The sequence below is a fragment of the Proteus sp. MB838 genome, from assembly GCF_054767435.1.
In genome coordinates this window covers 34,185-51,799 of sequence record NZ_BAABMO010000006.1, presented here as the reverse complement: position 1 = coordinate 51,799, position 17,615 = coordinate 34,185, and the positions used below count along the sequence as shown (strand labels likewise).

Sequence of the window (17,615 nt, the reverse complement as noted above, 5' to 3'; positions counted from 1 at the left end):
GAAAAATCGCTATTTTTTATCAGTTAAATGATACTATTTACTTGATATATAGGTAATTTTATTCTCATCACAATTAACTTCAACATTGTAACGTAGATCGGTACGAGCACCTCTTACATCCAAGATAACATGATAGCTATTATCTCTTTTGATAACATCGTTCGCATTAATATTCGCCACAGGTTTTGGTCCTAGCGCTTTTTTATCATCCTGCCAGCGAGGTAATCGATTGAGTAAATAATCATTTTTCACTCTAGTGGCAAGTTGTTCTTTATCAAGATTAACACAACTAGCAAAAGGGGCTGAGCGCACAACATTATTATCATTATTCACATTTGTGACACTTTCTGCAGAGGCTCCAAAAGAAACCGCAAGAAAAAGACCTGCACCAAGTATCCCTGTTTGACCAACTAATTTGCTTAATTTCATAATAACCTCCCGAAAATATCCCTTAAAGCAGGACGAGTTTCTATTAAGCATAGCATAAGCAAAACAGGGTATTTGTGACATTTGTTAAAAAAATGTTTTAATCATTGTCATCGTCAAACACAATAGAGACTGATTCACGAGTCGTGTGTTTTTCTCTTAATTCTTGAGCGACCAATTGGATCGCCTCACCACTACTCATACCTTCGGACATCAGATGTTGAATTTTTTCTACTGCTTTTTGTTGTTCTTCATGTGTTAATGTAGGCATTCCTAGAAACATAATGTTACTCTTATCTTAATCGATTTCTATGTTGGTCTTTACAATAATGCAATCACTGAACTAATGATTGATAGTGTAAATGATACAGAATACTTGTTTAAATGGTCATAAAATGGATATGCAATTACAGCAACGTGAATTAACTTATACCCCTGATTTAGCATTACGGGTATTTGCACCTATCGCCTCTTTGTCTTGGTCTAGTTTACTGCATTCAGGTTTTGCCGAACATCACCATAATCGTTTTGATATTGTTGTATCCGATCCTGCTATTACCTTAGAAACACGCAAACAAATTACCACTATTAAAGAGAAAACCGGTCGAGTCAAACGCTCTAAAAAAGATCCCTTTACGCTTATCCAAACAGCATTAGACGCTTTTAATTTTCATCCAGTCAGTGATGAAACGCTTCCTTTTCTAGGTGGCGCATTAGGTATATGGAGTTACGATTTAGGTCGTCGCATTGAAATATTACCAGAATTAGCAAAAAATGAACTTAATTTCGCTGATATGGCTATCGGTATTTATGATTGGGCACTAATTGTTGACCATCAACTGAAAAAAGCCACATTAATAAGCTACCAAGATATTGACGCACGTCTCCAATGGCTAGCAAAGCACGCTGATAATAACACAATAGAAAAAAAAGAACCTTTTGTCTTAACTTCTCCATGGCAATCAAACATGAGTAGTGATGAATACAATGAAAAAATTGCTAAAATTCATCAATACTTACTTTCAGGGGATTGCTATCAAGTCAATTTAGCGCAACGTTTTTGTGCTAATTATAGCGGTGATGAATGGAATGCATTTTTAACACTAAATCAAGCGAATAAAGCACCATTTTCTGCTTTTATGCATTTACCTCATCATTTTGTTATGAGTATTTCTCCTGAACGTTTTATTCATTTAAGTGATCATAAAATTGAAACACGTCCAATAAAGGGTACCCTTCCCCGTAAAGCGCATCCCGATGAAGATGATGAACAAGCGCAATTGCTGGCAAATTCTCGTAAAGATCGTGCTGAAAACTTAATGATTGTCGATTTAATGCGCAATGATATTGGTAAAGTTGCCACAACAGGATCAGTCAAAGTACCTGAATTATTCGTTGTTGAACGCTTTCCCGCCGTACACCACTTAGTCAGCACCATTACCGCTGAACTTCCAGAAAATTTAAACGCAACTGACTTATTACGTGCGGCCTTCCCCGGTGGCTCCATTACTGGCGCACCTAAAATTAGAGCAATGGAGATTATCGAAGAACTAGAGCCACATCGTCGCCATGGATATTGTGGTGCCATTGGCTATATTAGTTTTTGTGGTACGATGGATACTAATATCTCAATTAGAACCCTACTAACGGAAAAAAATAAAATTTACTGTTGGGCGGGGGGTGGAATTGTCGCTGATAGCGTTGCCGAACAAGAGTACCAAGAAACCTTTGATAAACTTGGTCAAATATTAACTGTTTTAAGTGAAGTTTCTCCCGATGACACTTATTGATACCTTTATCAATCGCTTTCAACTTACTTTACCCGAGCCGGTAAATCAGCCTATTGATGCTAAAAAATCGGCAGCGGTTTTACTGCCGATTATCAATAAGCCTAATCCAACGCTCCTCTTAACAGAGCGCGCATCAACGCTGCGCTCTCATGCCGGACAAGTTGCGCTCCCCGGAGGGAAACGCGATCCACAAGATAAAAGCCTCATTGAAACGGCATTACGTGAAGCCCATGAAGAGGTCGATATTCCGCCCAGTATGGTTTCTGTGATCGGCCAATTAGCCCCATTACGCAGTTCAGAAGGTTATTTAGTAACCCCCATTGTCGGGGTGATCCCCCCCAATTTATCTTTACGTCATAATCCCACAGAAGTCGCTTCTGTCTTTGAAATGCCATTAAGTTATGTACTCAATACTCAGCGCTATTTACCGTTAGATTTTCGTCGTGCCGGTAAAATGCATCGCATCTATTTTTACCCTTATGAAGGGCATTTGGTGTGGGGACTAACCGCAGCTATTTTACATAACCTCGCGTTGCATATTACTTAATTTATTATTTTATTATCCAACGCTATCTTTTTATCGTCACCACTACAACTGTACTTAGCTATTTTAAAAAAATGTTGTAAACTAGACTATTAACGGGACGATATAATCGTAAAAACGCTCCCCTTACTATAAATAACTATATTTTTATTATTTTTTTAACCCTCACTCTTATTAAGGAGTCTGACGTGATTAGCGTTTTCGACATGTTTAAAGTGGGCATTGGGCCATCTAGCTCTCACACCGTAGGCCCCATGAAAGCGGGGAAAGAATTTGTCGATGATTTAGTCAGCCAGGATCTGATTGCGTCTGTCACTCGCGTAGCTGTTGATGTATACGGCTCATTGTCATTGACAGGCAAAGGTCACCACACTGATATCGCAATTATTATGGGCTTAGCAGGTAATGCACCCGCTACTGTCGATATTGACAACATTCCCGGTTTTATTCGTGAAGTTGAAGAAACTGGCCGTTTACCATTAGCAAATGGATTAAAAGTTGTCGATTTTCCAGCTGAAAGTATGCATTTTAGCAATGATAATCTTTCATTACATGAAAATGGCATGACAATTCATGCTTTTGCAGGTGACAAAGAAATTTATCGTAAAACCTACTACTCTATTGGTGGTGGATTTATTGTTGATGAAGAAAACTTCGGTAAATCTGTGCTTGACAGCCAACCTGTTTCTTATCCTTATGCAAGCGCTGAAGAGTTATTAAAACATTGTAAAGAAACCGGATTATCAATCTCTAGCTTAATGATGAAAAATGAGCTAGATCTTCATACTCAAGCCGAAATTAGTGCCTATTTTGCTGATGTTTATAAAACCATGCAAGAGTGTATCGAGCATGGTTTAAATACCGAAGGCGTATTACCGGGACCACTTCGTGTTCCTCGTCGTGCTGCGTCACTAAATCGTTTATTAACTTCCAGTAATAGCCTGTCTAACGATCCGATGAAAGTCGTTGATCTTATCAATATGTTTGCACTGGCAGTGAATGAAGAAAATGCCGCAGGTGGACGAGTGGTCACCGCACCAACTAATGGTGCATGTGGTATTGTTCCAGCTGTATTGGCTTATTACGATCGCTGTATTGAAAAGGTCACGCCTGAAATTTATACCCGTTATTTCTTAGCCTCAGGGGCGATTGGTATTCTTTACAAAATGAATGCTTCTATTTCTGGCGCTGAAGTCGGTTGCCAAGGCGAAGTGGGCGTTGCTTGCTCAATGGCTGCCGCAGGACTTGCTGAATTACTCGGTGCTAGCCCTGAACAAGTCTGTGTTGCTGCTGAAATCGGTATGGAGCATAACTTAGGTTTAACTTGCGATCCTGTTGCAGGACAAGTACAAGTTCCTTGTATTGAACGCAATGCAATTGCCTCTGTTAAAGCGGTAAATGCTGCTCGTATGGCATTACGTCGTACCAGTGAACCACGAGTTTCACTTGATAAAGTGATTGAAACCATGTACGAAACAGGTAAAGACATGAACGCAAAATATCGCGAAACCTCTCGTGGTGGATTAGCAATAAAAGTTCAATGTGACTAATTAGCCTGATTTTATTTCTAAAGTCCATTTATAATAAATGGACTTTTTTTATTTAAATAATAGTTAAACCGATTAAAAATAATAACCCTATAAATAACACCTATATTATTTATCTATAAATTACTTCTCTATTTTAAAATGTCAGTTAATAACTATATACCTACCAAATATAGGTTTATTTAACTTTCATTTAATTTATTCTCATTTTTATAACTTATAATTTATGTGTGTATTAATTTTTTATTTTATCTAAAAAATAAGATAAAAATAAATAAACACATTGTTTATTATATGGTTAATATTTCATCATATTGAATTTTATCATTTTTTTAACATGATAATAATATAAAAAATATATTTTCAAACGAAAAAACAATAATGATAATTATTATCAATATCATCTTTTAAATATATGAAATAATATGTTGCCTTTCATAAATAATATGATATCTTCTGCATCAAGTCATTGGGGAGTAGCCTGTCTTAAAATAAATCTCATTATTTTAAGAAGTCTGTATCAACATACTCGCTTATTTTTATTTAGCGTGGTACAGACGCCATTATTTGGTTGGCAAGACCATAGACACATAATTGTACTTCTTTGGTTGGGGGTCAATTGTGTGTATATGGAAACACCCCAACCGAGGCTATTGTTATGAGTTTTTACGCCACAATTATTCTCGCCCTTGCTCTTTCTATGGACGCATTTGCCGTCGCTGTCTGTAAAGGCGCCACCTTACATAAACCTCATTTTCGTGAAGCCCTCCGCACCGGTTTTATCTTTGGTATTATTGAAGCAAGCACCCCGATTATTGGTTGGGCATTAGGTTTATATACCAGTCAATATATTATTCAGTGGGATCACTGGGTCGCCTTTGGTTTATTGGTTATCTTGGGTGGACGAATGATTTATCAGAGTTTAAAGCGTGGTGATGATTGCATTTGTGAAGAGGCTCCTCAACGTCACGGTTCACTCTCTTTAATTGCGACAGGTATTGCCACCAGCCTTGATGCTATGGCAATTGGTGTCGGCTTAGCCTTTCTACAAGTCGATATTGTCCATACCGCGATGACCATCGGTATGATGACCATGATTATGGCAACACTGGGTATGCTGATCGGTCGCTATATTGGCCCTGTGCTTGGCAAAAAAGCTGAAATTATCGGGGGTATGGTGTTGATTGCTATCGGCTTTAATATTCTTTTTGAACATCTTGATCTGTTTATGTACGCACATTAAGTCGTCATAATATGAAAAAGCTTAGGTATGAACACAACCTAAGCTTTTTTATTCTAAACACGTTGATAAACACGAATTAAAAAATCAGTTTCACAAGCAAATTGCTCTGTTTTATCTAATTTCTCTTTTACCTCTTCACTCGCACGCCAAGCAAAAGGCGTCATTTGTAATAAATCAACCGCTTGTTTACCTGTTAACGCCATATTATAAGCAACTTGATGCTGTGCTATTAGCTTGAACCCAGCAAATATTTCATCTTTTAGTGGATGAAGATGCACTGTTGAATAAATCAACGCTTTAAGTTGATAAAGATGGCGCGATGCGGGTGTCACCGTAATAATATATCCACCTTGAGCAATAACTCGTGTTAATTCGCCGGCATTGCAAGGGGCATAAATACGTACCACTGCATTTAATGACGCATCACAAAAAGGCAGACGTTGGCTGGACGCAACACAAAACTGAATAGGAGCATAGCGTTTTGCTGCATATTTAATGGCAACCTTCGCCACATCTAAGCCATAGACTTGTGGATTTTTTGACTTTAGTTGTTGATATATCTGATAGGTATAATACCCTTCTCCACAACCAATATCTAACACCTGAGGATTATCTTCCGGTAAATGTTCAGCCACTAATTGAGCCACTTTGTCTCGCATTGGTTGATAAAAGCCCGCATCTAAAAAATCACGCCGAGCACTAATCATCTCTGCACTATCCCCCGGCTCTTTAGAACGTTTAAATTGTACCGGGAGTAAATTAACATACCCCTCTTTAGCGCAATCAAATTGATGGTGATTGTCACAAACCCAACTATGGGCTTTAAGAGCAAGTGGCTGGGAGCAAAGTGGACATTGATAAGACATAATATTTTTACATATTCCAAAATAAAATTGGGAGAAATAATAACATATCTCCCCCAATCATGCGGAAAACCTTAATGCACAGAGACCATTTCAATGCATTGTTGACATATTGTTATTCGGTTAGCTTCGTTTTAATTTTTCGGTATTTGCAATAAATAACGCGATAACGAGCAATAAAATGGCGCCGGACTGAATCAAAGTATCTACCGAGTCTTTATGTTCAACAATAATCAGACGCACAATAGCTGTAATACCTATATAAATAAAATACCTTAAAGGAAAATGACCACCGGATAAAAAATATTTTACAATCAATGCGATAAACTCAAAATAAAGGAAGTAGATCAAAATTCCTTCTAATAACTGATAAGAAGATTCTTCAGCAGCTAAGTTAAATAATAAAGAGGCGATAACATAAGTTTCTTTGATCAAAAAACTGACTAATACGATGGCTAGAATAAGTAATCCGCAATTCAGCACCCATTGTAATATTGTTGCAATACATTTTAATAATTCTTTGCTTGATTTTCTCATAGCTTTATAACCTAAGGTTATCATTTATTGATAACAAATAATGATAGTAAACTACCTGTCGTTAACTTGACACAAGTTTAATAGAACAATCTTTTTTCCACACCTATTTTTTATCTTTTAGGGCTAAAAACCCCAAAATAATGGCACCATAATCGCAATATTCATCTTTAAATTTCAGCTTAGCCACTAAATTACCTATACTACTCGAGTGAAAAGGTTAATTTTTTACAGAAGGTAAATTATGGCTAAAACAATACTGGTAGCAATTGACTTATTAGAAGATGATAGAATTCACCGTATGGTTAAAGATATTCAATTTCTAGCAAGAAAAGCTGATCACTATTTTCATTTTGTCACAGTCATGCCTAATTTACGCTCTCTTGAAGCTTATGGACTTGATTGTGATAGCCCTTCAGTTATAGAGAAAAAACATCAAGCCGTTATTTTGTTAACTGAAAAACTAGCACACTGTGTTCAACAACAATTCCAATTACCTAAAGAGCAGTACCAATGCCATGCCCTTATAGGGACACCAAATTATAATATTCTCGAACTCGCCAATAAGATGGATGTAGACACTATTGTCATTGGCTCTAGCTCTCGTAATAGACATAATATATTGCTTGGCTCTACTGCAGATTATATTGTTAACAACACCAATTGTTCTGTTTTAGTGATCCGTTGATAATTGACGATACATTGTTAATAAAAAATGCTAGGATTAAAATCAAAAACCTTTTTTTAATCCCATACTAAAATCAACCATCCCATTTTTGATTAACATATTGATGTATCATTTAAAAAATAATCTTTGCCCTGTATTAAAATCTTTGGCATTAAGATAGCTACGGCCAAGCGCACCGGTACAATGGCAACCATAAACCTCAACATGGTGACCTATTGCTTTTTTCGCTCTTTTTAACGCCGCCAGTGAGGCACAGCGAAGATGTAGCCCTCCGACAATAGCTTGGATCTTGTCATTTCCCGTTATTTTTTTCGCATGGCGAATAATCGCATCAATACCAGAATGGCTACATCCTGTAATAATCACCAGTCCTTGCTGACCTTGCCAAATTAGAAAACTATCATCAAGTACATAATCATCCGTTTCGCTACCTTCACTGACAATAACGCCATAACGTTTATGTATTTGACGCTCTGTCACTTGACCAGAATGGATAAATCTTTTATCGATAGCTTTAGGTGTCGCTGTTAACTGAAATGAAAACTGCTGTTCTAGCTGCTGTCGGTTAAAAAATGGAGTAAGGCGCTTAAATTTAATAGACTGGCGCCCCATAAAAAGTGCTGAATAACGTACTGAAAATAAATCAGGATGGGCAATAATATGTGGCTTAGTAATAAAGAAATCCTCATTTAAATGAGTTAATCCACCAAAATGATCATAGTGCCCATGGGAAATAACAATTGTCGTTAATGATGTCAAATCAATCGCCATTTTTTTAGCATTATTGATAAAAGTGAGATCTTTACCAGTATCAAATAAAATTTTACTTTCGCTTTCAGTGTCTTCTAATAGCAGTGAAAGGCCTGGATAATGGCTAAGGGCGGGATCGCTTGTCTTATTTTCTAGTAGTGCCGTAATAGTAAGCATAATTTTTAATTATTATCTTATAGGGGATAATGCATGATAATTAAAAACAGCTAGAGTGCCAAATTAAAAAAGCAGTTGATAAGACGCCATCAACCGCTTAATGGTATTGCTATATAAAATAAAGAGTTGGCTATCTTGCTACCATCACTGAACGTTTCGCATAACGGGTAATATCTGCCGCTGTTGAGCCTAAATGATAGCTGTCTGCTTCAGGATTATGTGAGCTAACAACAATTAAATCAGCATTAACCTGATCGGCTATCTGCAATATGCCATCCCGTGGTTTACCAATACAGATATGCGTTTCAATACGATCTTCCGGTAAATCAAATCGAGCAATAATTTTTTTTAACTCTTTTTCTGCTGATTTTTTTAAGCATACTTGGTCAAGTTGATCGCCATTCATCACTAAGCGATAATAAGAAGATTGTGGCAACTTTGGTAAAACATACAAAAAATGGACATAGGGATCTTCTCTTTTGGCAATGTTCTCCACTAATGTAATGGCTTTATTTAGTAAGTTATCTTCATCGATATCAATGGGAACCAAAATAGTCTTATACATATCGCCTCCTATTATTTTTTAATTGTAGGATAGTCTATTTTGAAAAAAATACCGGATATAGTTAACATATTTAAGAAATAGATTAATAATAATAGATATGTATAATTCACATGCACTTAAAGTTTTTGAATTAAATTATACTTAGAGAAAATAAAATTTATTTTAAAATAATACATTACTTTAAATTTTAAATTAAAAAATAAAATAACAAATTTATATTCAAAATATTCTGACTAATGGTTTAACTCAAATTAAAGTATAACCCTATCGAAAAAGATAGGGTTATATTTATCCAATGACCATCAATTCAACTAAAAAAGATTAATTTTTTAATTGTGCTTTTTGTTTACGCTTTTTCACAAAATGATACCCTATTCCTAAAGCAATAAACCAAATGGGCGTTACCATCAGTGCTTGACGGGTATCATGTTCAAATGCCAATAACACGACCATAAACACAAAAAATGCTAAGCATAGCCATGACATCACTATCCCTAATGGCATTTTATAAATAGATTGTTGATGTAATTGAGGACGTTTCTTACGATATGCTAAATAGCAGCATAAGATCATACTCCAAATAAACATAAATAATAACGCAGAGACCGTTGTTACTAACGTAAATACCCGCATCACATCTGGAATAAAATAAATTAGTACAATACCGCAAGATAAACAGAGACTCGTAAAGAGTAAACCATTGGCAGGTACTGAACGTTTTGATAGCTGGCTAAACTGTTTTGGTGCCTCCCCCTCTTTCGATAAGCCAAATAGCATACGACTGGTTGAGAAGATACCACTATTTGCGGAAGAGGCGGCTGCCGTTAATACCACAAAGTTAACTAAACTGGCTGCGGCTGGAATACCAATCATGACAAAGAGTTCTACAAACGGGCTTTTGTCTGCCAAAATCGAACGCCACGGCGTTACTGACATAATAATCGCCAAAGCCAAAACATAAAAAGTAATAATACGAATAGGAATAGCGTTAATCGCCTTAGGTAATGATTTCTCAGGATCACGTGTTTCAGCCGCTGCTGTACCTACCAGCTCAATCCCCACAAAGGCAAAGATAGCAATTTGAAAACCAGCAAAAAATCCGCTGATCCCTTTAGGGAACATACCGCCATCATTCCAGATATTTTCAATAGTTGCCGTGTGGCCGGCTGGAGATTGAAAATTTATGCTAATCAATACGATACCAACAATAATTAAAGAGACAATAGCGGTAATTTTGATCATCGAAAACCAAAATTCCATTTCCCCAAATAATTTTACTGTGGCTAAATTCAAAATAAGTAGTGTCAGCACACAAATAAAAGACGTTCCCCATTCAGGAAAATTGGGCGCCCAATAACTAATATAGGAGGTAATGGCAACAATATCAGCGATACCGGTGATAACCCAGCAAAACCAATAACTCCATCCAACAAAAAAGCCAGCCCAAGGCCCTAATAAATCCCCGGCAAAATCGCTAAACGATTTATATTCTAAATTTGATAATAATAGCTCTCCCATCGCTCGCATAACAAAGAACAGGACAAAGCCGATTATCATGTAAACAAAAATAATCGATGGCCCAGCTAGCGAAATGGTTTTCCCAGAACCCATAAATAAACCAGTACCGATAGCACCACCAATGGCGATTAATTGGATATGACGATTGGTTAGCCCGCGTTGTAGAGTGGCATTTTTCACTCTAACGGGCTGAGTAACTTCTGTTTGCTCTTCCATACAATACCTGAAATGTTTTCATATTTTTGATGTTGTTACGCCACTTTTTTATTTTTTCGCAGTGGCTAAGTTTGCGAAATTATTGTGACACAAATCTCAGAATAAGTAATGAAAAGATCACTTTTAGTAAAATGATTGACGATTTGATAACCAAATAATATCCTTTCTTCATTTTAATAGACGATATTTTATACATTTGGAAAAAATTTCAAATTAAGGGTTGACCCGCCCTTAAGAGAGGAGAATAATTAGCGCATCGGGTTGTTAGCTCAGTTGGTAGAGCAGTTGACTCTTAATCAATTGGTCGGGGGTTCGAGCCCCCCACAACCCACCAAATTTACGCTGAGTAATCAGGCAGATAGGCCACTTAGAGATAAGTGGCTTTTTTGTTTCTATCGCTAAGTGTCGCAAAAGTGTCTAAACATATAATGATTATCACGCTAATTAATTGCGTTATATAACTGGTTAATATTCAACCTATAAATTGTAACTACAAAACAAGCCACCGCAAGATATTAAACCAATAAAAACATTAATATTGGTATTATTAACTAATAACAGCATCAATGAAGTTTGATGGGTTAAATATCGCTTTGATTAAGCAATCTTAATGCTATTAATATCATGCTAAACAAAACCCTTTAATGGTTAATATTTACTGTTATTTTGCCAAAAAAATACCACCTATATTTTTATATAGATGGTATTTCATAAAATAAAATATCACTGCTTATTAATAATTAAGTGTTGCGATATTCCGCTTCTGCTTCATCAAAACGTTGTTGATTTTCTGCCGTTGGTGACTTACCCATTAAACTGACAATAACAATGGCTATGGACGCGAAAATAAAGCCCGGAATAATTTCATAAAGACCGAACCATTTATATTGCATCCATACCAGTACCGTTAATGCACCAATTAACATTCCCGCAAAAGCACCATTACGAGTCATACGTTTCCAAGTGACAGAGATAAGGATCACCGGACCAAATGCAGCACCAAATCCTGCCCAAGCATTACTCACCAAATCAAGTACTTTATTTTCTGGATCACGGGCTAAATAAATAGCGATAACCGCAACTAATAACACCATGCCACGACCAACCCAAACTAGCTCTTTTTGACTGGCATTTTTACGAATAAAAGGCTTATATAAATCTTCAGTTAATGCACTGGCGCAGACTAATAATTGGCAGCTTAATGTACTCATTACCGCAGCTAAAATCGCAGATAACAAAATACCAGCTATCCACGGGTTAAAAAGTAACGAAGCTAATTCCATAAAGATACGCTCATTTTTAGCCATAACTGGACCTGCAACGGCCGGATTAACTTCAAAATAAGCAATACCAAAGAAGCCCACCGCCACCGTTCCGCCTAAACAGAGGATCATCCAAGTCATACCAATACGACGCGCTTTACGAATAGTTTGATTTGAATCTGCAGCCATAAAACGCGCGAGAATATGAGGCTGTCCAAAATAACCTAATCCCCAAGCTAATAATGAAACAATAGCAATAAAATCAAGCCCTTTAAACATATCAAGATAAGCCGGATCTTTCGCTTTAATGATCTCTATAGAGGTGTCAATTCCACCAATTGAGAAAATAACAATAATTGGTGTCAGAATAAGTGCGAAAATCATTAATGTGGCTTGTACCGTATCCGTCCAACTTACCGCTAAAAAACCACCTAGGAAAGTATATGCAATGGTTGCTAGTGCACCATAAATCATCGCTTCATGATAAGGAATGCCAAAGGTAGACTCAAAAAGCATACCTCCTGCGACGACACCTGATGCACAATAAATAGTGAAGAAAATAAGAATAACTAACGCAGAAATAATGCGTAGCATTTTGCTTTTGTCATCAAAGCGAGAAGTTAAATAGTCTGGTAAAGTCAGTGCATTATTGTTTTTTTCTGTTTGTAAACGTAAGCGCCCTGCAACTAAACGCCAGTTAAGCCATGCACCTAAACATAAACCAATGGCTATCCAACTTTCGGAGATCCCCGCAAAAAAAAACCACACCTGGTAACCCCATTAATAGCCAGCCACTCATATCAGAAGCGCCCGCAGAAAGTGCCGTTACTACACTACCAAGCCTTCGGCCCCCTAAAATATAATCATCAAAATTTTTTGTTGATCGATACGCTAGATAGCCGATAAAAAGCATCCCCAATATATAGATCGTAAAGGTAATTAGCATTGGCGAATTTAGAGCCATAATCGCAGTTCTCCATATATCTGTTACGATCAATTGCTATGCTTTCAACTTATGCAGGAACGTTGCACTTCGTTGCACACCAATGACCTTATCAGTTTTTATTTAAAATAATTTCTTACTGTAACAAATAAAACATTCATATCAATCCTAGAATAGGTTATAAGCATTTAACAAGAAATTAACGTATCGGTGTTTAATTTTTGTATGTAACTTCACACTATTTGCTTCGGTTGAAAGAGATTAATATTATCTCTTCATTGAAGAAAAATATATAACCTAATGAATTATAAGTATTATTTATTTATCCATCTAAGATAATATTTTTTAACCATTTATAAAACCTGACAACTTTCACATTATTTATAAATTTATTGTTAACAATGTTGCACAAAGTTGCAACATGGCTGATATTAAGAAAAATAACTGGTCAATGTGCCGTATAAGTAAGATGCACGATATGAGGAGCACAACAATGGGTGTTAGACTTGATGAAGAAACCCGTAATAGATTAAAAGATGCTGCACAAAAATTAGATAGAACATCTCATTGGCTAATTAAACAAGCCATCTTCAATTATCTTGAACAAATTGAAAATGATCAGCTCACCCTAACGCCTATTACACAGGCTGAGCAAGATATTGAAGAAAGCACAGCCCCCCTAACGGCACATTATCAACCGTTTTTAGAATTTGCAGAGCAGATCCACCCACAATCGGTGTTACGCTCGGCAATTACTTCTGCTTATCGTATACCTGAAACACAAGCAGTGCCTATGCTACTACAGCAGGCAACGTTACCTGAACATGAGGCTCAAGCCACGCATAAACTGGCTTACGCCATTGCAGAAAAATTACGCAAACAAAAACAGGGTGTTGGACGCTCAGGTCTGGTACAAGGCTTACTGCAAGAGTTTTCTCTCTCTTCCCAAGAGGGGGTTGCCTTAATGTGTTTAGCCGAAGCTTTATTGCGTATTCCTGATAAAGCAACCCGTGATGCCCTGATCCGAGATAAAATTAGCCATGGCAATTGGCGCTCGCATTTAGGGCAAAGCCAATCTATGTTTGTCAATGCCGCCACTTGGGGTCTACTGTTTACAGGCAAACTCGTCTCTACCCATAACGAAGAGAAATCATCTAATTCTCTAAATCGCATTTTAACTAAAAGTGGTGAACCTTTAGTGCGTAAAGGCGTTGATATGGCGATGCGGTTAATGGGGGAACAATTTGTCACCGGTGAAACTATCTCCCAAGCGTTAGCCAATGCACGCAAACTTGAAGAAAAAGGCTTTAGATATTCCTATGATATGCTAGGAGAAGCGGCCTTAACGGAAAAAGATGCGCAAGACTATTTAGTCTCTTATCAACAAGCCATCCATGCCATTGGTAAAGCCTCTAATGGACGAGGTATTTATGAAGGACCGGGGATCTCCATTAAACTTTCAGCGTTACATCCCCGTTATAGTCGAGCTCAATATGATAGAGTGATGTCGGAGCTTTACCCTCGCCTACTCTCTTTAACGCTACAAACCAAGCAATATGATATTGGTATTAATATTGATGCAGAAGAAGCGGATAGACTGGAAATATCCCTCGATTTATTAGAAAAACTCTGCTTCGAGCCTGAATTAGCGGGTTGGAATGGTATAGGATTTGTTATTCAAGCCTATCAGAAACGCTGCCCTTTAGTGATTGATTATATTATTGATTTAGCTCGCCGCAGTCGTCGCCGTTTAATGATCCGTTTAGTAAAAGGGGCTTATTGGGATAGTGAGATTAAACGCGCGCAAATGGATGGACTGGAAGATTACCCTGTTTATACCCGTAAAGTGTATACTGATGTCTCTTACCTTGCGTGTGCGAAAAAACTGCTTGCTTCACCGAATTATATTTATCCGCAATTTGCCACGCATAATGCCCATACTTTATCAGCCATTTATCATCTAGCGGGTCAAAATTACTATCCTGGTCAATATGAATTCCAATGCTTACACGGTATGGGTGAACCCCTCTATGCACAAGTTGTGGGTAAAATTGCTGATGGTAAACTTGGTCGCCCTTGTCGTATCTATGCGCCAGTAGGTACTCATGAAACCCTACTGGCTTACCTTGTGCGTCGATTATTAGAAAATGGTGCAAATACCTCGTTTGTAAATCGTATCGCTGACACCACCATCTCCTTAGATGAATTAGTTGCCGATCCGGTTAAAGAAATCAATAAAATTGCGCAAGCTGAAGGACAAATCGGACTTTCACATCCTAAAATCCCTCTCCCAATGCAGCTTTATGGTGATGAGCGTAAAAATTCACCGGGGATTGATATGTCCAATGAGCATCGTTTAGCCTCATTATCCAGTGCATTACTGACCTCTGCGATGGAAAAAATTCACAGCCATCCGCTCATTGGTGGTGAGTGTAATAGTGCAGAAGAAGTGATTGCACCACAATCTATACTCAATCCGGCAAATCACACCGATGTCGTCGGTACAGTACGTGAAACAACGGCCGCCGAAGCTAATTTTGCTTTAGATATTGCCCAAGAAAATGGTGAAATTTGGTTTGCAACCCCACCTGCGGAAAGAGCGGCATTTTTAGTCCGCACGGCTGAGCTAATGGAACAGCAAATGGGTCCATTAATGGGGGTCTTAGTCAGAGAAGCGGGTAAAACCTATAGTAATGCTATTGCAGAAGTGCGTGAGGCGATTGATTTTCTTTATTATTACTCAGCACAAGTGGCAAATGATTTTGATAATAATACCCATCGTCCTTTAGGCCCTGTTGTCTGTATTAGTCCTTGGAACTTCCCATTAGCCATCTTTAGTGGACAAATTGCAGCGGCGTTAGCGGCAGGTAATACCGTACTGGCCAAACCTGCGGAGCAAACCCCTCTGATTGCTTTTAAAGCCGTAGAACTATTTTATCAAGCAGGAGTACCTCGCAGTGCATTACAACTCTTACCGGGTCAAGGGGAGACCATTGGTGCACAATTAGTGGCAGATGAACGCGTGCGTGGTGTGATGTTTACAGGCTCTACCGAAGTTGCCCACATTTTGCAAAAAACCTTAGCGGGTAGACTCGATAGCGAAGGTCGCCCTGTTCCTTTAATTGCTGAAACAGGTGGCTTAAACGCTATGATTGTCGACTCTTCTGCCTTAACGGAACAAGTGGTCACTGACGTTATGGCCTCTGCTTATGATAGTGCGGGTCAACGTTGCTCTGCTTTGCGTATTCTCTGTATTCAAGAAGAGGTGGCTGATAGCACGATTGAAATGTTAAAAGGCGCAATGGCTCAAGCCATAATAGGTGATCCAAGTCTCTTATCAACAGATATCGGCCCTGTAATTGATAAAGAGGCAAAAGCGGGTATTGAAAAACATATTCAAACTATGCGCACAGCGGGTTTTGACGTTTATCAAGCAACCTACAATCAACTTACTAAACAGGCTGAAAATAACAGTACTTTTGTTCCTCCTACCTTAATTGAGTTAGATAAAATTAGTTCACTTAAAAAAGAGATTTTTGGCCCTGTACTGCACGTCGTACGTTATTCAAGCCAAGATCTGCCTGCTTTATTAGATGAAATTAATGCGACTGGATATGGATTAACGATGGGGGTTCATACCCGTATTGATGAAACTATCGCTTATGTAGCGACTCATGCAAAAGTAGGAAATTTATATGTAAACCGCAATATGGTAGGTGCTGTTGTCGGGGTACAACCTTTTGGTGGTGAAGGTTTATCGGGTACGGGGCCAAAAGCTGGAGGCCCTGCTTATCTGTATCGTTTATTATCAAAACGTCCTGAAAATGCCATAACACAAACCTTAGCACGTCAAGATGAAACATTACCCCTTGATGCCTCTATGCGACAAAAGTTATTACAAACCTATCATCACTATATGACGTGGTTAGCAAATAAAACGGAACCTGCACATTATCAGGCGCTAGAAGAATACGCCAATGCATCACAAGCCGGAACATTGCGCGTATTGCCGGGGCCTACTGGCGAGCGAAATACCTATCAATTAGTCCCTTGTGGCAAGGTGCTTTGTCTCTCAGATAATGAGCAAGATATATTTACTCAGTTAGCGGGAGTCTTTGCATCAGGATGCCATGCTATTGTCCATAATGCTGTTTTCTCCCAAAAAACCTATCGTGAATTGCCTGATATGATCAGAAAAGCAATCACTCTCACGGACAACTGGCAAGATGAGTCACTAAGCATTAATGCCGTTATTTATCATGGTGATAGTGATCAGTTAAAAGAGACTTGTCAGCAAATTGCACAACGTAAAGGGGCTATTATTTCAGTACAAGGCTTCTCACGTGGTGAGACAGCATTGTTATTAGAGCGTTTATTGCATGAACGAGCATTAAGCGTCAATACCGCTGCTGCCGGAGGCAATGCCAGCTTAATGACAATTAGTTAAACCCAGCGTTCTCTTTCTCACTTTATTTTTGAGACCACCTTTAACTTACTTATCTATTAAAGGTGGTTTTTTTATTTCTGGAACAAAAAATAAAAAGGAGCA

Annotated in this window: 13 protein-coding genes, 1 tRNA gene, 1 pseudogene and 1 riboswitch; of the genes and pseudogenes, 7 read left to right on the top strand and 8 right to left on the bottom strand. The window is 37.9% G+C overall.

Translation table 11 applies throughout. The annotated features are described in order from the left end of the window. Positions 1-33: 33 nt before the first annotated feature. On the bottom strand, positions 34-429 hold the full coding sequence (yebF, locus tag ACYUCW_RS04170) for a protein YebF (protein WP_004248304.1): 396 nt from the start codon (positions 427-429) through the stop codon (positions 34-36). A 97-nt stretch (positions 430-526) separates the two neighbouring features. Next, the gene (locus ACYUCW_RS04165; RefSeq protein WP_004243469.1) at positions 527-709 is read right to left on the bottom strand and encodes a YoaH family protein; all 183 of its coding nucleotides are present in this window, start codon (positions 707-709) and stop codon (positions 527-529) included. 79 nt (positions 710-788) lie between these two features. Between ACYUCW_RS04165 and pabB the strand changes: the two genes are divergently transcribed. The 4 genes from pabB (at position 789) to mntP (ending at position 5,550) form a co-directional block, all read left to right on the top strand. Beyond that, positions 789-2,216 (top strand): aminodeoxychorismate synthase component 1, encoded by a 1,428-nt coding sequence (pabB, locus tag ACYUCW_RS04160; RefSeq protein ID WP_004248307.1) that lies wholly within the window; start codon positions 789-791, stop codon positions 2,214-2,216. Beyond that, on the top strand, positions 2,203-2,763 hold the full coding sequence (locus ACYUCW_RS04155) for a CoA pyrophosphatase (RefSeq protein WP_049213218.1): 561 nt from the start codon (positions 2,203-2,205) through the stop codon (positions 2,761-2,763). Before pabB ends, ACYUCW_RS04155 begins: the two co-directional genes overlap by 14 nt. A 185-nt stretch (positions 2,764-2,948) precedes the next feature. After that, positions 2,949-4,310, top strand: a complete 1,362-nt coding sequence (locus ACYUCW_RS04150) for an L-serine ammonia-lyase (protein ID WP_163748847.1) — start codon at positions 2,949-2,951, stop codon at positions 4,308-4,310. Between the two features lie 456 nt (positions 4,311-4,766). Continuing rightward, a riboswitch (yybP-ykoY riboswitch) is annotated at positions 4,767-4,905 on the top strand. Between the two features lie 60 nt (positions 4,906-4,965). Continuing rightward, positions 4,966-5,550: a manganese efflux pump MntP gene (gene mntP / locus ACYUCW_RS04145; protein WP_004248311.1), complete on the top strand. Its 585-nt coding sequence runs from the start codon at positions 4,966-4,968 to the stop codon at positions 5,548-5,550. Between the two features lie 53 nt (positions 5,551-5,603). On the opposite strand, the gene rlmA is transcribed toward mntP, so the two are convergent. Together rlmA and psiE are read right to left on the bottom strand one after the other, a co-directional pair. Continuing rightward, positions 5,604-6,416 carry a 23S rRNA (guanine(745)-N(1))-methyltransferase gene (rlmA, locus tag ACYUCW_RS04140; protein WP_163748848.1) on the bottom strand — a complete coding sequence of 271 codons (813 nt, stop codon included), beginning with the start codon at positions 6,414-6,416 and terminating at the stop codon, positions 5,604-5,606. A 120-nt stretch (positions 6,417-6,536) separates the two neighbouring features. Continuing rightward, positions 6,537-6,950 carry a phosphate-starvation-inducible protein PsiE gene (psiE, locus tag ACYUCW_RS04135; protein ID WP_460408228.1) on the bottom strand — a complete coding sequence of 138 codons (414 nt, stop codon included), beginning with the start codon at positions 6,948-6,950 and terminating at the stop codon, positions 6,537-6,539. Between the two features lie 241 nt (positions 6,951-7,191). Here psiE and ACYUCW_RS04130 point away from each other — a divergent pair, with 241 nt between their 5' ends. Further along, entirely contained in the window at positions 7,192-7,635 is a 444-nt protein-coding gene (locus tag ACYUCW_RS04130) for a universal stress protein (RefSeq protein WP_004243477.1), read from the top strand. Positions 7,636-7,743: 108 nt separating this feature from the next. Here the strand turns inward: ACYUCW_RS04130 and ACYUCW_RS04125 are convergent, their stop codons facing one another. The 3 genes from ACYUCW_RS04125 to cycA form a co-directional block, all read right to left on the bottom strand. Further along, positions 7,744-8,562 carry an MBL fold metallo-hydrolase gene (locus tag ACYUCW_RS04125; protein WP_460408227.1) on the bottom strand — a complete coding sequence of 273 codons (819 nt, stop codon included), beginning with the start codon at positions 8,560-8,562 and terminating at the stop codon, positions 7,744-7,746. 130 nt (positions 8,563-8,692) lie between these two features. After that, positions 8,693-9,127, bottom strand: a complete 435-nt coding sequence (locus ACYUCW_RS04120; RefSeq protein ID WP_004243479.1) for a universal stress protein — start codon at positions 9,125-9,127, stop codon at positions 8,693-8,695. Positions 9,128-9,448: 321 nt separating this feature from the next. Beyond that, positions 9,449-10,861, bottom strand: a complete 1,413-nt coding sequence (cycA, locus tag ACYUCW_RS04115; RefSeq protein ID WP_004243480.1) for a D-serine/D-alanine/glycine transporter — start codon at positions 10,859-10,861, stop codon at positions 9,449-9,451. 258 nt (positions 10,862-11,119) lie between these two features. Between cycA and ACYUCW_RS04110 the strand changes: the two genes are divergently transcribed. After that, positions 11,120-11,195, top strand: a tRNA-Lys gene (locus ACYUCW_RS04110). A gap of 406 nt (positions 11,196-11,601) precedes the next feature. Here the strand turns inward: ACYUCW_RS04110 and putP are convergent. Beyond that, positions 11,602-13,087, bottom strand: a pseudogene (gene putP, locus ACYUCW_RS04105) (sodium/proline symporter PutP). A gap of 457 nt (positions 13,088-13,544) precedes the next feature. Between putP and putA the strand changes: the two are divergent. Then, on the top strand, positions 13,545-17,513 hold the full coding sequence (putA, locus tag ACYUCW_RS04100; RefSeq protein ID WP_460408226.1) for a trifunctional transcriptional regulator/proline dehydrogenase/L-glutamate gamma-semialdehyde dehydrogenase: 3,969 nt from the start codon (positions 13,545-13,547) through the stop codon (positions 17,511-17,513). The last annotated feature ends 102 nt before the right edge of the window (positions 17,514-17,615 follow it).

Excerpts from the sequence above, each read along its gene's own strand:
- yebF (WP_004248304.1), bottom strand. The coding sequence starts at position 429 with ATGAAATTAAGCAAATTAGTTGGTCAAACAGGGATACTTGGTGCAGGT.
- ACYUCW_RS04165 (WP_004243469.1), bottom strand. The coding sequence starts at position 709 with ATGTTTCTAGGAATGCCTACATTAACACATGAAGAACAACAAAAAGCA.
- pabB (WP_004248307.1), top strand. The coding sequence starts at position 789 with ATGATACAGAATACTTGTTTAAATGGTCATAAAATGGATATGCAATTA.
- ACYUCW_RS04155 (WP_049213218.1), top strand. The coding sequence starts at position 2,203 with ATGACACTTATTGATACCTTTATCAATCGCTTTCAACTTACTTTACCC.
- mntP (WP_004248311.1), top strand. The coding sequence starts at position 4,966 with ATGAGTTTTTACGCCACAATTATTCTCGCCCTTGCTCTTTCTATGGAC.
- rlmA (WP_163748848.1), bottom strand. The coding sequence starts at position 6,416 with ATGTCTTATCAATGTCCACTTTGCTCCCAGCCACTTGCTCTTAAAGCC.
- psiE (WP_460408228.1), bottom strand. The coding sequence starts at position 6,950 with ATGAGAAAATCAAGCAAAGAATTATTAAAATGTATTGCAACAATATTA.
- ACYUCW_RS04130 (WP_004243477.1), top strand. The coding sequence starts at position 7,192 with ATGGCTAAAACAATACTGGTAGCAATTGACTTATTAGAAGATGATAGA.
- ACYUCW_RS04125 (WP_460408227.1), bottom strand. The coding sequence starts at position 8,562 with ATGCTTACTATTACGGCACTACTAGAAAATAAGACAAGCGATCCCGCC.
- ACYUCW_RS04120 (WP_004243479.1), bottom strand. The coding sequence starts at position 9,127 with ATGTATAAGACTATTTTGGTTCCCATTGATATCGATGAAGATAACTTA.
- cycA (WP_004243480.1), bottom strand. The coding sequence starts at position 10,861 with ATGGAAGAGCAAACAGAAGTTACTCAGCCCGTTAGAGTGAAAAATGCC.
- putA (WP_460408226.1), top strand. The coding sequence starts at position 13,545 with ATGAGGAGCACAACAATGGGTGTTAGACTTGATGAAGAAACCCGTAAT.